Source organism: Fructilactobacillus sp. X8R4C1 (assembly GCF_059900905.1).
This window is the reverse complement of the sequence record NZ_JBWXVJ010000004.1, coordinates 1-14,724: the sequence shown is the minus strand read 5'-3', so window position 1 is coordinate 14,724 and position 14,724 is coordinate 1. Positions and strand designations below refer to the sequence as shown.

At 39.6% G+C, this 14,724-nt stretch carries 11 protein-coding genes; all 11 read left to right on the top strand.

What is annotated here, in order from left to right; all coding sequences use genetic code 11:
* Positions 1 to 5 precede the first annotated feature (5 nt).
* The gene (gene mfd, locus AC6UDA_RS06030) at positions 6 to 3,545 is read left to right on the top strand and encodes a transcription-repair coupling factor (protein ID WP_500711336.1); all 3,540 of its coding nucleotides are present in this window, start codon (positions 6 to 8) and stop codon (positions 3,543 to 3,545) included.
* Entirely contained in the window at positions 3,526 to 5,097 is a 1,572-nt protein-coding gene (locus AC6UDA_RS06025) for a putative polysaccharide biosynthesis protein (protein ID WP_500707468.1), read from the top strand. Before mfd ends, AC6UDA_RS06025 begins: the two co-directional genes overlap by 20 nt.
* Positions 5,094 to 5,381, top strand: a complete 288-nt coding sequence (locus AC6UDA_RS06020; protein ID WP_500707469.1) for an RNA-binding S4 domain-containing protein — start codon at positions 5,094 to 5,096, stop codon at positions 5,379 to 5,381. Before AC6UDA_RS06025 ends, AC6UDA_RS06020 begins: the two co-directional genes overlap by 4 nt.
* Before the next feature lie 75 nt (positions 5,382 to 5,456).
* On the top strand, positions 5,457 to 5,840 hold the full coding sequence (locus tag AC6UDA_RS06015; RefSeq protein ID WP_500699654.1) for an FtsB family cell division protein: 384 nt from the start codon (positions 5,457 to 5,459) through the stop codon (positions 5,838 to 5,840).
* Between the two features lie 89 nt (positions 5,841 to 5,929).
* A complete protein-coding gene (locus AC6UDA_RS06010; protein ID WP_500693972.1) occupies positions 5,930 to 6,412 on the top strand; it encodes a S1 domain-containing RNA-binding protein in 483 nt (160 codons plus the stop codon).
* Between the two features lie 50 nt (positions 6,413 to 6,462).
* Entirely contained in the window at positions 6,463 to 7,845 is a 1,383-nt protein-coding gene (tilS, locus tag AC6UDA_RS06005; RefSeq protein WP_500707470.1) for a tRNA lysidine(34) synthetase TilS, read from the top strand.
* Complete coding sequence (gene hpt, locus AC6UDA_RS06000) at positions 7,838 to 8,377, top strand: hypoxanthine phosphoribosyltransferase (RefSeq protein WP_500707471.1); 540 nt, start codon at positions 7,838 to 7,840, stop codon at positions 8,375 to 8,377. The genes tilS and hpt overlap by 8 nt, the downstream gene beginning before the upstream one ends.
* A gap of 75 nt (positions 8,378 to 8,452) precedes the next feature.
* The gene (gene ftsH, locus AC6UDA_RS05995; RefSeq protein WP_500711335.1) at positions 8,453 to 10,561 is read left to right on the top strand and encodes an ATP-dependent zinc metalloprotease FtsH; all 2,109 of its coding nucleotides are present in this window, start codon (positions 8,453 to 8,455) and stop codon (positions 10,559 to 10,561) included.
* Positions 10,562 to 10,619: 58 nt separating this feature from the next.
* Positions 10,620 to 11,513 carry an Hsp33 family molecular chaperone HslO gene (gene hslO, locus AC6UDA_RS05990; RefSeq protein WP_500693968.1) on the top strand — a complete coding sequence of 298 codons (894 nt, stop codon included), beginning with the start codon at positions 10,620 to 10,622 and terminating at the stop codon, positions 11,511 to 11,513.
* Between the two features lie 93 nt (positions 11,514 to 11,606).
* A complete protein-coding gene (gene dusB / locus AC6UDA_RS05985) occupies positions 11,607 to 12,605 on the top strand; it encodes a tRNA dihydrouridine synthase DusB (protein WP_500707473.1) in 999 nt (332 codons plus the stop codon).
* Between the two features lie 56 nt (positions 12,606 to 12,661).
* Positions 12,662 to 14,191: a lysine--tRNA ligase gene (gene lysS, locus AC6UDA_RS05980; protein ID WP_500695756.1), complete on the top strand. Its 1,530-nt coding sequence runs from the start codon at positions 12,662 to 12,664 to the stop codon at positions 14,189 to 14,191.
* Positions 14,192 to 14,724: the final 533 nt, after the last annotated feature.

The following is a 14,724-nucleotide window of genomic DNA, read 5'->3' as shown; positions in this document are numbered from 1 at the left end:
AGTTTTTGAAGCTAGATGAAACGTTAAAAGAAATGCCACAGTATGAAAAAATCAGTTCAAACCTTGATCCTGATACCAAGCAACTGATCACTGGGACTAGTGGATCCGCTCGTACTCTATTATTAAAACAATTAATTAATGATAAGCAAAAACCTACGATATACGTAACCGATACGATGAACCATGCGGATCAAATTACTGAGTCTTTTAATGAAGTAATGGATTCAGATCAGGTCTTTGAGTTCCCGGCTGAAGAACTCGTCGCGGCAGAGATTGCAACCAGCTCTCCGCAGTATCGAGCTCAAAGAGTGCGGGCCCTAAACGCGCTTGAGTCAGGGAAACCAGTGGTGGTGATTGTTTCAACGGCTGGTCTTAAACGATATCTACCAGAGCCAACTAGTTTTAATCAAGCCCAATTACACGTCAAGATTGGAGACGACTTGGACCTTATAAAACTTCAACAACGATTGGTTCAAATGGGTTACGAGAAGAAGAACATGGTTTCCGCCCCCGGTGAATTTGCTAATCGTGGGTCAATTTTGGATATCTACCCACTTAATTCGGACTATCCAATTCGGATTGATTTTTTTGATACGGAAGTGGATTCCATGCGTTATTTTGATGCTGCTACCCAACGAAGTGTGGCAAATATTGATGAGATTAGTGTGTTGCCAGCTTCTGATTTTTTACCCAGCGAAAGCGATCGCAAGCATGGAATCAAGGAACTTTCCAAACGATTGAGCCAAACCATCAAAGACGACGGCAGTGACGTTTTAGTTGACAACATTCAACAGGTGATTGACGGGCTCAAAGGCCAATCGATTGACCAAAAATGGAGTGAGTATAGTCAGTTTATTTTTGAAAAGGAAACCTCAATTTTAGATTATTTACCTGAAAATGGAATGGTAGTCTATGATGACTACAGTCGCATAAGGGATGCCAATAAGCAACTTGAAAGTGACGAACAGAACTGGCGTGATTCAGTTGAAGATAATCATGAACTGTTTTCTGACCAGAAACTGTCGCTTAATTTTAGAACGGTTACTAGCAGTGACCATCATGCGACCTTGTTATTTTCTTTGTTTCAAAAGGGACTAGGGCGAATGAAGCTTTCTGACATCATCGACATCAAGGTTCACCCAATGCAGCGTTTTTTTGGACAAATGCCGATGTTTAAAGCAGAAATGCAACGTTATCAAGCTGAGAAACGAACCGTGGTCATTGCCGTTAGTGATGAAAAACGAGTGGAAAAGGTTTCGTCAACGTTGAGTGATTTTGGTGTTGATGCCATTCAATCAACCACTGATAACATTATTAAGGGAAAAACTCAGATTGTTTCAGCTAACCTAAAAAATGGCTTTGATTTGCCGGCCGCTAACCTAGCGCTTGTTTCTGAATCAGATATGTTTAAGCGGGTGAATGAACAAGGAAAAAAGAAACGAGTTAGAAGACAGACCTTTTCTAATGCAGAGCGAATCAAAAGCTATACCGATTTAAAACCCGGTGACTACGTTGTTCACGTTAATCACGGAATTGGACGATACGATGGGATGAAGACCATGGAAGTCGATGGTAGGCATCAGGACTATATGACTTTGACCTATCAAAAGGGTGCCAAGATCTACGTTCCCGTTGACCAACTGAATTTGGTACAAAAATACGTTTCATCTGAGGACAAACATCCAAAGATTAATAAACTTGGTGGAACGGAATGGGCCAAGACCAAACGGTCAGTCGCTTCTAAGGTGGAAGACATTGCTGATGATCTGGTTGACTTGTACGCTAAACGGGAGGCCGAGTCGGGGTATGCCTTTCCGGTTGATGATCAATATCAGGCTGAGTTCGAGCAGGCGTTTCCATACACGGAGACACCCGATCAGCTGCGAAGTACTGATGAAATAAAGAAGGATATGGAAAGTCCTCATCCAATGGACCGTTTACTGGTTGGAGACGTGGGCTACGGAAAGACTGAGGTAGCCTTGAGAGCGGCCTTTAAAGCCGTTGAAGCCGGGAAACAGGTGGCTTTTCTAGTGCCGACAACGGTACTAGCTCAACAACATTATGAGACCATGGTTGAACGATTTAATGGTTTTCCGGTTAAAATCGGAGTTCTCTCGCGTTTTGACACGCCCAAACAGACCCGCCAAACCATTCAAGACCTAAGGGACGGAAAAATTGATATCGTGGTTGGCACCCACCGTTTGCTGTCTAAAGACGTGAAGTTCAATGACTTAGGTCTTTTAATCGTCGATGAGGAACAACGATTTGGGGTTAAACACAAAGAAAAAATCAAGGAATTGAGGTCGGATGTTGACGTGTTGACGCTAACTGCCACACCAATTCCACGGACTTTAAACATGTCAATGATGGGCGTTCGTGACCTATCAGTCATTGAAACGCCTCCGGCTAATCGCTATCCGATTCAAACCTACGTGATGGAACAAAATGAGGGTTCGATTGTGGACGGAATCAGACGGGAGATGCAACGCGGGGGACAGGTCTTTTATTTGCATAATCGGGTTAAAGATATTGATCAGACGGTCGACAAGTTGCAGACCCTTTTGCCTGATGCGCGGATTGCTTCCATCAACGGCCAGATGTCCGAAAATCAAATGGAAGGGATCCTGTACGACTTTGTTAACGGAGATTATGATGTGTTGGTTACGACGACCATCATCGAAACGGGAGTTGACATTCCTAATGCGAATACCCTGTTCGTTGAGGATGCGGATCGGATGGGACTCTCCCAGCTTTATCAGATTCGGGGAAGAATTGGTCGAAGTAATCGAGTAGGACAAGCTTACTTTATGTACCAGCCAAATAAAGTGTTGACCGAAGTTTCTGAGAATCGACTAGAAGCCATCAAGGATTTCACTGAATTGGGTTCAGGATTTAAGGTGGCTATGCGTGATCTTTCGATTCGTGGGGCTGGAAATGTGCTTGGAAAGCAGCAGCACGGTTTTATTAATTCAGTTGGTTATGATATGTATACTAAGATGTTGTCTGATGCTGTCTCCAAGAAGAAGGGCCAGCATCGCGTGGTTGAAAAGTCTGATTCAAAGGTTGAACTCGGGATTGAAGCTTATCTTCCGGCGACTTACATTGAGGATCAGCAACAAAAGATTGAATTATACAAGCGAATCCGACAGATGGATAGTGAGGAACAATTTACCGAACTGCAAAGTGATTTAATTGATCGGTTTGGTGAATATCCTGATGAAGTAGCTAATCTGCTTGAAATTGACCGCATTAAGATGCTTGCCGATTATGATCTGATTGATAAAATTCGCAAAGATCAAAATAATTTAACCGTTACCATGAGTAAGGTAGGAACCCAAAAATTCACTAGTAAGGAAATTTTGAAAGCCATTGCTGATACGGATTTTCGTTCCTCAGTGAAAGTGGTTAACGGGTGTTTTCAAATTAAGTTAGTTATTCAACCAACGATGAAAGATGCCGATTGGTTGAAACAGCTTTATCAATTTGTCAAAAGCTTGAGTAAAATAAGATTGGATCAAGAAGAACATGAATCAAAAGACAAGTAAAAAGATTGTTAGTGGAACCTTGATCCTTTCGGTAGCTGCCATTATTTCAAAGGTACTAAGTGCCGTTTATCGGATTCCACTGGAAAATTTTGTTGGAAACGTTGGATTTTACATCTATCAGCAGGTTTATCCTATTTATGGGATTGGGGTTGCGTTTGCCTTGACCGGTCTTCCAGCGTTTGTTTCCAAGATGATTGTGGAACGGGAGACTGAAGGGGAGAAACAAACGTTGTTTTTCCAAATCATGGTGATCTTAATGATCATTTCGGTGATTATTTTTGGTGGATTACAGTTATTTTCATCAGAAATTGCTGCTTTAATGGGAGACTTTGAATTAAAACCCGTAATTCAAGCGGTAAGCTGGATGTTTTTGTTGATGCCCCTCTTAGCGGATGTGAGGGGGTACTTTCAATCTAGCATGCAGATGATTCCAACGGCGACTTCTCAAGTGGTAGAGCAGTTTGTGCGGGTTTCAATGATCATTGTGGTAGCCTATTTAGCAGCCGTCCAGCATTGGAACTTATATAAAATGGGGACGTTAGCAATGTTATCGGCTCCATTAGCAGCGATTTTTTCAGCACTTATCTTGGGATATTATGCACGTGACATACTTGCTCATTTTCACTTTCAAGATTTGAAATTTAACTACCTGAAATTAGCGAAGCAAATCATCTTACAGGGTGGTGTGCTTAGTGTTTTAGCTGCTCTAATGGTGTTAATGCAGTTGGTCGATTCATTTACGGTAAAAAATGGGTTGGTAGTAAGTGGTGTAAGTAATCTAATGGCTCAGACCCAAAAGGGGATTTATGATCGCGCTCAGCCCATTGTTCAACTAGGATTAGTGATTGGGACGGCCATTTCTTCAACCGTCTTGCCGCAGATGGCGTATTATCATCATGCTGGAAAAGAAAGGTCATTTAAGACCCTTGTAAACCACAGTATGCGCATTACACTGGTAGTGACGATGGCAGTTACCTTCGGACTGATTAGTATTATGCCTCAATTAAATCATCTCTTGTTTGGGAGTTATGATTTAGACATCACGCTTTCGGTATACTGTTTGAGTATCCTCTTCGCTACAATGGTGACAGCCCTTAACTCGGTTTTACAGAGTATTGATGACTTTAAAAGTACGGGGACCGCTATTTTGTTAGGTCTAATTTGTAAAATAATAATCACTAAGTGGTGCGTAATTCATTTCGGAATCATTGGTGCTTCATTATCAACTATCATTGCTCTGTTAATCGTGTTATTAGTTAACTGGTATACTAGTCCAAAGCGGGTTCATGAGCACATTTTTAGTTGGAAGTTCCTATTAGAGGTATCATTAATCAGTATGGTAATGGTGATTGTCGTTGTTTTAACTGAATTCGGATTGAACCACGTCCTTGGAGATACCAGTCGACTGGTGGATGTTATTAAATTAATGATTGTTATTCCGATTGGGGCATTCGTGTTTTTAGGAATGTGTCTGAAAGGAAAAGTTTTGACTGCTTCGGAGTTAGCGATGGTTCCAATTATGAAACGGTTTGTAGGAGATAAGCAAAAATGAGAATTGATAAATTTCTAAAAATTTCACGGATTATAAAACGTCGTCCAGTTGCCAAAAAGATTGCCGATCAAGGGCGAGTCTTTGTAAACGGCGAGCCAGCCAAATCATCGAGTAAGGTTTCGGTTGGCGATCAAATTCTGATTAAGTTTGGAAATAAAAATTTAACCGTAGAGGTGCTACAACTGTTAGATACCACCAAAAAGTCTGATTCAGACACGATGTATAAGACCATCAGGGAAACCTATGATCGTGACTATCGGGCTGAAAATGATGAATTAGAATAATTATTGTTGAATTAATATTATATTCTGGCTTTACATGTGGTACTATGTTCATATAAATTCGTGGAGGCATTCCTGATGAACAGAAATAACAACGTTGAATACTTGAATTCTGCTTCAAGGAAAAGTAAAGCAAACCAACATCAAAGAGATAATAAGAAGTTAAGTAAAAGAACCAAGCGACTGGTTGCTCTCGTGGCAATATTTGCCGTGGCTTTTTTGGCGCTCGGGTGGCAAATTGTTAGTGGAATGAATCAAATTCACGGTGTGAATGCCCAAATTACCAGAAAAAAACAGGATTACCAGGTTGAAAAACAAAAAGAAAAGAATCTTAATGAACAAATTAAGCTTTTAAATAACAAGAATTATCTTCAAGAATTGATGCGAGCTAAATATTATTATACAAAACCAGGCGAAACTGTTTACAGTTTCCCACAGAATAGTAAGATTGGTAATGAATAGAGGATTACTAGGATGTAATCTTCTTTTATTTTACTTTAAAGGATTATGTTATAATTAACACAACATTTATTAGGAGGAATGGCTTTTTTATGACAATTAAGGTTGGAGAGAAGGTCACTGGGAAAGTTTCAGGAATTACTAATTTTGGAGCTTTCATTGATCTAGGCGATCATAAGACTGGACTAGTTCATATCAGTGAGGTTTCTGATGGTTACGTAAAAGATATTCATGATATTCTGTCGGTTGGCGATGAAGTGACCGTTAAGGTTTTGAGCATTGGGGATGATGGTAAGATTGGCCTATCAATTCGCAAAGCTTCCGATCATCCAGAAAAAGAATCACATCAACATCATGGTGAACATAATCATGATGAGCATTCACACTACGGGCACTCAAATAACGGGAATCATGGACATCGCAGTGGCCGCGACAATCGTAATGGCCATAAGGGTAAGAATGAAAGCTTTGATGATTTGCTTTCAGACTTCATGAAAGAAAGCGAAAGTCGGATGTCCGTCATTAAGAAAAACACAGAAGGAAAACGCGGCGGTCGTGGTGGTCGTCGTAGTTAATGAACGAATAACTGGGCAGATTGCTCGGCTTTTTTGTTTTGGAGGTTAATTTGAATTTACGTAATCAAATTAATTCGTTGGTTAAGAAGAAACAATGGTGGAAAAAAGACGAAAATGTTGTGATTGGGGTCTCAACTGGAGTTGATTCCATGGCTTTGTTAGATTTACTCCAACACTTAAAAGATTTTAAACCTCATATTATTGTTGCTCATGTTAACCACCATTTACGAAAACAAAGTGAGGTTGAAGAACGGTTTCTGATTGATTACTGTAAGAAACACCACCTTGATTTGCGGGTTGGCAATTGGAATCACGACCAGATTAGGAGTGGGGTGGAGAATCAAGCCCGTAAGTTTCGCTATCATTTTTTTGCGGAAGTCATGAATGATTTTAATGCTTCAGTCTTGTTAACGGCTCATCAAGAAAATGATCAAGCCGAGACCATCCTTATGAAACTCATTCGCAGTGGGAATTTGTTTGAGGTTCAAGGAATTAAAGAGAGTCATCCCTTTAATGGAGGAACGATGGTTCGACCATTACTACAGTTTTCGAAAGAATCCATCCGTTTGTATGCTAAAGAACACTCATTAACGTGGTATGATGATAAAACTAACTTTGAAAATACGGTCCTCCGTAATCGGATTCGTAACCAGATTTTACCAGAATTAATTAAAGAAAATCCTAATGTTATCTCTCATTTTGCTAAGTTTGCTAGTAATTTGCAATCGGAACTCGACGGATCAAGTGGTTTCGCTCAAGCTGATCTTTTGAGACATGACTTAAAGATTAAAAGAGATTACGTAAGTGCCAAGTACGATACAACGTCAATTAATCAACTTTCCATTTTACTTCGCGCATTGTTAAAACAGTTGACGTCAACGGTTACTCTTTCTGATAATCAAATTACTGAAATTTTGACTTTAGTTAAAGATTTTGGAAAACCACAGGGAAAATTGCGAATTTCAAATGCTTATTTTTTTGAAAAAAGTTATAATAAAATCATGTTTTTTAAACAATCTCCTAACAATTACGATGATCACCGTGATGAAAGTTCGTTTGTGGTAGAATTAAACCAGTGGAACCGCAACGTTAATGGATTTAATTTTGGTATTTTTGATGAAAATCATGTTCCAAAGGGAAACTTTTGGCGTCGAAGTCATTTTGATTTGGCGGACTCCCAGTTTCCCTTGTCCAAAAGAGCCTTTAAACCGGATGATACCGTTGAACTCAAGAATGGCGGTCATCAGAGTTTAAGAAGATTGTTAATTAATCAGAAAGTTCCAAGTGCCAAGCGACGTCACGTGCAAGTACTGGTGGACAGTAAGGAGAGTGTGTTGGCCGTCATTGGTTATAAGGAAAGCAAGTGGTTGCCTAAGGGTGCAACTCACGGGTATGAACTTTTAATTACGCGAAAGGATATAACAAATGAATGACGATATTGAGCGGGTCTTATATAGTCAAAAAGACATTGCTTCTGCAGTAAAAAGGCTAGGGAAGCAGTTAAGTAATGATTATCGAGACAAAAAGCCACTAGTGGTTTGTGTGCTGACTGGGGCAGTGTTATTTATGAGCGATATTATTCGCCAGATGGACATATACCTAGATCTTGATTTTGTCGATGTTTCAAGCTATAAGGGTGGGACTGCTTCAACCGGAAAAGTTGAGCTCATCCGTGATCTTGATGGTGATGTTAGTGGCCGCGATATCATTTTTGTTGAAGATATTATTGATACAGGACGCACCCTTCAATTTCTTGAGGATTTGGTTTCAGCTCGAGGAGCTAATTCAATTAAAGTTTGTACCATTTTTGATAAACCTGAGGGAAGAGTTGTCCCTGCCAAGGCAGATTATGTGGGTTTTAACGTTCCAAATGAATTTATTGTCGGTTATGGACTTGATTACAAGGGTTTTTATCGTAACTTACCGTACATTGGAATTTTAAAACCTTCAATTTATTCGGCCTAAACGGTCGTCCATTTAAAGTAAAAGTGATAACATTCTATTTGTTATCTTTTCGAGAAATTAGATTGGGAGGCACAAATGAAAAATAATAAAAATGGGCTTTTTAAGAGTAGCCTATTTTATATCATCATCTTTGTGGTTGTCATGGGTGTGATTATGCTTGTCACTGGTGGTGGCAGCGGATCACAAAGCACTCAAACTCAGGGAATTCGTTCAAGTCAATTTACAAATGATTTGCAGACGAACAAGGTTAAAAACTTCTCTGTTCAACCTTCTGGCGGTGTATATAAAATAACTGGTCAGTACAAGAAGCCCCAAAATGTTAAGCAGAAAAATAACGGAATTCCGCTTAATTTTAGTAATGGAAAACTTACCAAGTCGAGCAACAATACTTACACTAAGGTAAATGGATTCACTACTAGCATTTTAAAGAATGACTCATCGGTTAGTCAGATTACCAAGTTAGCTAATAAGAATAAGGTGCCGATGAGTACTAAAGAAACACAATCGAATAGCTTTTGGTTAAACTTAGCAATATCAGTTCTACCATTATTAATCTTCATTTACTTGTTCTACATTATGATGAAGCAAGCTGGTGGAGCAGGTGGTGGCGCTGGTGGTGTCATGAAAGTCGGAAAGAGCCAGGCTAAACCAGTTAAGAGTAATGTTAAGTTTAGTGACGTTGCTGGTGAAGATGAAGAAAAACAAGAACTGGTCGAAGTTGTTGAATTTTTAAAGGATCCAAAGAAGTTTACTAAGCTGGGTGCCGTTATACCAAAAGGTGTCTTGCTTGAGGGACCTCCGGGTACTGGTAAGACGCTGTTAGCCAAGGCGGTTGCCGGTGAAGCAAACGTTCCATTCTACTCATTATCAGGGTCTGATTTCGTTGAGATGTTCGTTGGGGTTGGTGCGAGTCGTGTTAGAGACTTGTTTGCTCAAGCTAAGAAGAATTCACCGGCCATCATCTTTATTGATGAAATTGATGCCGTTGGACGAAAACGTGGATCCGGAATGGGGGGCGGTCACGATGAACGTGAACAAACCCTTAACCAGTTGTTGGTTGAAATGGATGGTTTTACTGGTAATGAAGGTGTTATTGTCATTGCCGCCACGAACCGTTCTGATGTTTTAGATCCAGCCTTAACTCGTCCGGGTCGTTTTGATCGGAAAATCTTAGTTGGTCAGCCTGATGTTCGTGGACGAGAAGCAATTTTGAAAGTTCATGCCAAAGACAAACCACTTGCTTCTGATGTTGACCTTCATGAAATTGCTAAACAGACTCCCGGATTTGTTGGTGCTGATTTAGCGAACTTGCTAAATGAAGCTGCCTTACTGGCCGCGAGAAATGGTGATAATGAGATTAATGCGGCTGATATGGATGAAGCTGAGGATCGTGTTATTGCTGGACCAGCTAAACGTAATAAGGTTATTAACGAACACGAACGTCAAATTGTGGCTAACCATGAAGCTGGTCATACCATCGTTGGTTTAGTATTAAATGACGCTCGAGTTGTTCATAAGGTTACCATTGTTCCAAGAGGTCGTGCTGGTGGATATGCCATCATGCTGCCTAAGGAAGACCAACAATTGATCTCAAAGAAGAACGCTCAAGAACAATTAGCTGGGTTAATGGGTGGTAGAACTGCTGAAGAAGTCGTTTTCCATTCTGAATCATCAGGTGCTTCAAATGACTTTGAGCAAGCCACTAATCTTGCTCGTGCCATGGTTACTCAATATGGAATGAGTGACAAGATTGGAACCGTGGAACTCGAAAGTCCTAACCAAGATCCATACGCTGCTCCTAAGTACTCACAGGAAACCGCAGCTAAGATTGATGATGAAGTGAAATACTTTATTGATGAAGCTCATAGTGAAGCTAAGGAGATTATTGAGGGTCATCGTGATCAGCACAAGGCAATTGCGGATGCGTTGCTTAAATACGAGACGTTGGATGAAAAGGAAATTTTGAGTCTCTACAAGACCGGTAAAATGCCTGAACATTCAACCAATAGTGATGAGTACCCTAGTGAAAATGAAACCTTTGAACAAGCTAAGAAAGCCATTGACGCTAAGGAGCACGAGCACGAAAAGAAACTTGAACAAGAAATTGATCATTCTGAAGAAAAACACGATGAAAATCATGATAGTAATTCAGATCACCAAGATTCTGATAATCAAGATCAATAAACGAAAAGAACGTTGGGATCAAAGCCCACGTTCTTTTTTAATCTAAGGAGGGAATAAAATGAATGATAAAAATGATGTATTAGTTAAGGCACTTACTAAAGATGGGATGTTTCGGGTTTACGGCTTAAACGCGACTGGAATTGTCAGTTATGTTCAAAAAATTCATGATACCTGGAGTACATCAACGGCAGCACTTGGAAGAACGATTGCTGCAACCTTGATGCTGTCGGCCTCAGTGTTAAAGGGAAAAGAAAGCATGACCGTTCGCTTAAATGGACGTGGTCCAGTCGGCGGAATGGTTATTGATGCTGATGCTAAGGGACACATTAAGGGATACATTCAGAATCCTCACGTTAACTTGCCACTCACAAAGGATGGGAAAGTTGATGTTTCTAAGGGTGTAGGAACGAATGGTTTTTTAGAAGTCGTTAAAAATCAGGGAACAAGTGAGCCTTACACTAGTGATGTTCCACTCGCAAGCGGTAAAATTGGTGATGATTTTACCTTTTATTTAGCAAAGTCAGAACAGATTCCATCAGCCGTTGGAGTTTCAGTTGACATTGACGGAGAAAACAACGTCCAAAGTGCCGGGGGATATTTGATTCAAGTCATGCCTGGTGCTTCTGACGAGGCAATTGATAAGTTGGAGCAGACTTTAAAGAATGCGCCCAGTATTTCGTCCATGTTAGAAAAGGATCCTAATCCTGATCACATTTTGGATGAGTTATTTGGTACGGATAATCTGGACGTTATTGATCATATGCCAGTCGAATTTGTCTGCAATTGTTCCAAAGAAAAATTTGCCAAAGACATTGCTGGAATTGGTAAGAAGGATCTGCAGCAATTGATTGATGAAGATCATGGGGCACAGGTTGTATGTAATTTTTGTGGTAAAAAGTATAACTTTTCGGAAGATGAATTGGTTGATTTACTGAATGAGAAGGATAAGTAGTATTAAAGAGCGTGCTGTCATACGGTTCGCTCTTTTTTGTACGGGTATGGTATTATATAAAATGTTTGGAAACAATTTAGATGAGGTGAAAAAATGGAGTGGAAAATTGGAAACGTAACGATTCCAAATCAATTAGTAGTAGCTCCAATGGCTGGAGTTACGAACTCAGCCTTTAGAATCATTTGTAAAAAGTTTGGTGCGGGATTAGTTGTCTGTGAAATGATTTCCGATCGTGGAATTATGTATAACAACAAAAAAACGTTAAGCATGGTTAACGTTGATCCTAATGAACATCCAATGAGTATTCAGATTTTTGGTGGAACCAAAGAAACTTTAGTGGAGGCTGCTAAGTTTATTGATCAGAAGACGGCTGCTGATATTATCGATATCAACATGGGTTGTCCCGTAAATAAGGTCGTTAAGACCGATGCCGGGGCTAAGTGGCTCCTTGATCCAGATAAGGTTTATGAAATGGTGTCATATGTAACTGCTGCCGTTAAAAAGCCAGTAACGGTTAAGATGCGAACTGGTTGGGATGAGGATCATGTTTATGCGGTGCAAAATGCGCTTGCTGCTGAGGCGGCTGGGGCTTCTGCTGTTGCGATGCACGGTCGAACTAGAAAACAAATGTATACCGGTCATGCTAACTGGGAGATTTTAAAAGAAGTTGCCGATGCATTGACGATTCCGTTCATTGGAAATGGTGACGTGACTACTCCACAACAGGCTAAACAAATGATTGATGAAGTAGGTTGTGATGCAGTAATGATGGGCCGTGCCGTTGAAGGAAATCCCTGGGTTTTGAGGCAAACTGAGCACTATCTAGCAACTGGCGAATTAATCCCGGAACCAAGTGTTGAGAAAAAAATCAACACTGCTAAGGAACATTTGCATGGGCTGGTTCGAATTAAGGGTGAATACGTTGGACCAAGACAATTCAGAGGTCAGGCAGCTTATTACTTGAAAGGAATTTCTCATTCGGCTCGAACCAAAGTGAAGTTAAACAATGCTGAATCTGAAGCAGAGATGGACCAGATCTTCGATGATTTTCTAGAAAAAGATGCGATGAGAAACGCACGGAAAAATGCATAATTACGATGCTTAACTATGTTATTATGAATGTAAGTTACTAGTTTGGGGGATTGGAATTGGCACAAGAGAAGAAAATGAATGACCAATTAAAAGTTCGTAGAGAAAAGATGCAAGAGCTACGAGATGAGGGAATTGATCCTTTTGGTCATGCCTTTAAGCCAACTTATTTGGCAAAAGATTTAGACAAAGAGTTTGATAAGTACGATAAGGAAGAATTAGAACAAAAAGATGTCAAGGCTACAATTGCTGGGCGAATGGTAGCTAAACGGGGCAAAGGTAAAGTTGGATTTGCCGATATCCTTGATCGTTCGGGTAAAATCCAGGTTTACGTTCGAAAAGACGTTGTTGGAGAAGAACAGTATCATATCTTTAAACGTGCTGACATCGGGGACTTTCTTGGCTTTACTGGTGAAGTAATTAAGACAGACATGGGGCAACTAACCGTTCGTGCGACGTCCATCACTTTCCTATCAAAGGCACTTCGTCCACTTCCTGATAAGTATCACGGATTACAAAATAAAGAACAAAAGTATCGTCAGCGATACCTTGATTTAATCTCAAATCGTGATAGTTTTGAGCGTTTCCAGAAGCGCAGTAAAATTATTAAGGCAGTTCGAAACTTCTTGGATAATAAGATGGACTTTACTGAGGTTGAGACCCCAGTATTACACACTACTGCCGGTGGAGCATCCGCTCGTCCATTTATAACTCATCATAATGCCTTAAATATTGATTTATATTTGCGAATTGCACTGGAACTTCATTTGAAGCGTTTGATTGTAGGTGGCATGGGACGTGTCTACGAGATTGGCCGTGTGTTTAGAAATGAAGGGATGGATAAGGAACACAATCCTGAATTTACTGAACTTGAGACCTATGCTGCATACTTTGATTTTCATGATGTAATGGATGAAACCGAAGGAATTTTTAGAGCCGCTGCCAAAGCCGTTAGCGATAATGGTAAGGTTACGTATCAGGGTGAAGAAGTTGATTTGAACCAAGAATTCGATCGAATTCATATGGTTGATGCCGTGAAAAAATATACGGGAGTTGATTTTTGGCCTAAGATGTCGGATGATGACGCTAAGAAGTTGGCTGATAAACACGGTGTGCACTATGAATCATACTGGAAAGTTGGTCATATCATTAATGCTTTCTTTGAACAGTTCGTTCAACCAAAGCTAAAGAAGCCAACGTTTGTCTATGGTCATCCAATTGAAATTTCTCCTTTGGCAAAGAAAAATGCTGATGACCCAAGATTTACGGACCGTTTTGAATTATATATTCTTGGTAATGAATATGCTAATGCTTTTTCTGAATTAAATGATCCAATTGATCAACGTCAACGTTTTGAAGCTCAAGCTAAGGAACGTGAAGAGGGGAATGATGAAGCTCAGGGTATCGATGAAGACTTTATCGAAGCACTTGAGTATGGCATGCCTCCTACAGGTGGATTAGGAATTGGAATTGATCGTTTGGTAATGCTTTTAACTGACGCACCATCCATTCGTGATGTTCTCTTGTTCCCAACTATGAGACCAGAAGATAATTCTGATAATCCACAGGATGAAGATAATAAAAAATAGATTTGTTTGATAGAAAAAGAGATGATTAAAATCATCTCTTTTTATTTGTACAAAAATGATTTGAAACATTGTTAGAGTAGCTTTTGTAAAGATTGATCACTTGTCCGATTATGTTCATTTATTAGATGGAAAATAAAAATTGAAAAAAGTTTGACCTTTTTTGACCAAAAGTGTTGACAAAGTATTTGAGCGCATGTATAGTAGTAAATGCTCAGTGAGAGAGAAAAATGATTTTATAATAATTAATAAGTCACTGATTATGAACTAAATTAATTATCATAAATATTGCTCTTGCACTAAAGTGCAAAATACTGTATTATATTTGATGTTGCAGTAACGGTTTTGCCGATTGCTAACAAATAAATTTAAAATAATTGAGTTTATCTGTTGACATTTAAAACACAACGTAGTATAGTTATACATGTTGCGTTAAGGAAGAATAAAACAGCAACAATTAAGAGTAGATCTTTGAAAACTGAACAAGATTTTGATTACAAGTGTAAGGTAATTTTAAGTTGTAGAACTTAAAATTA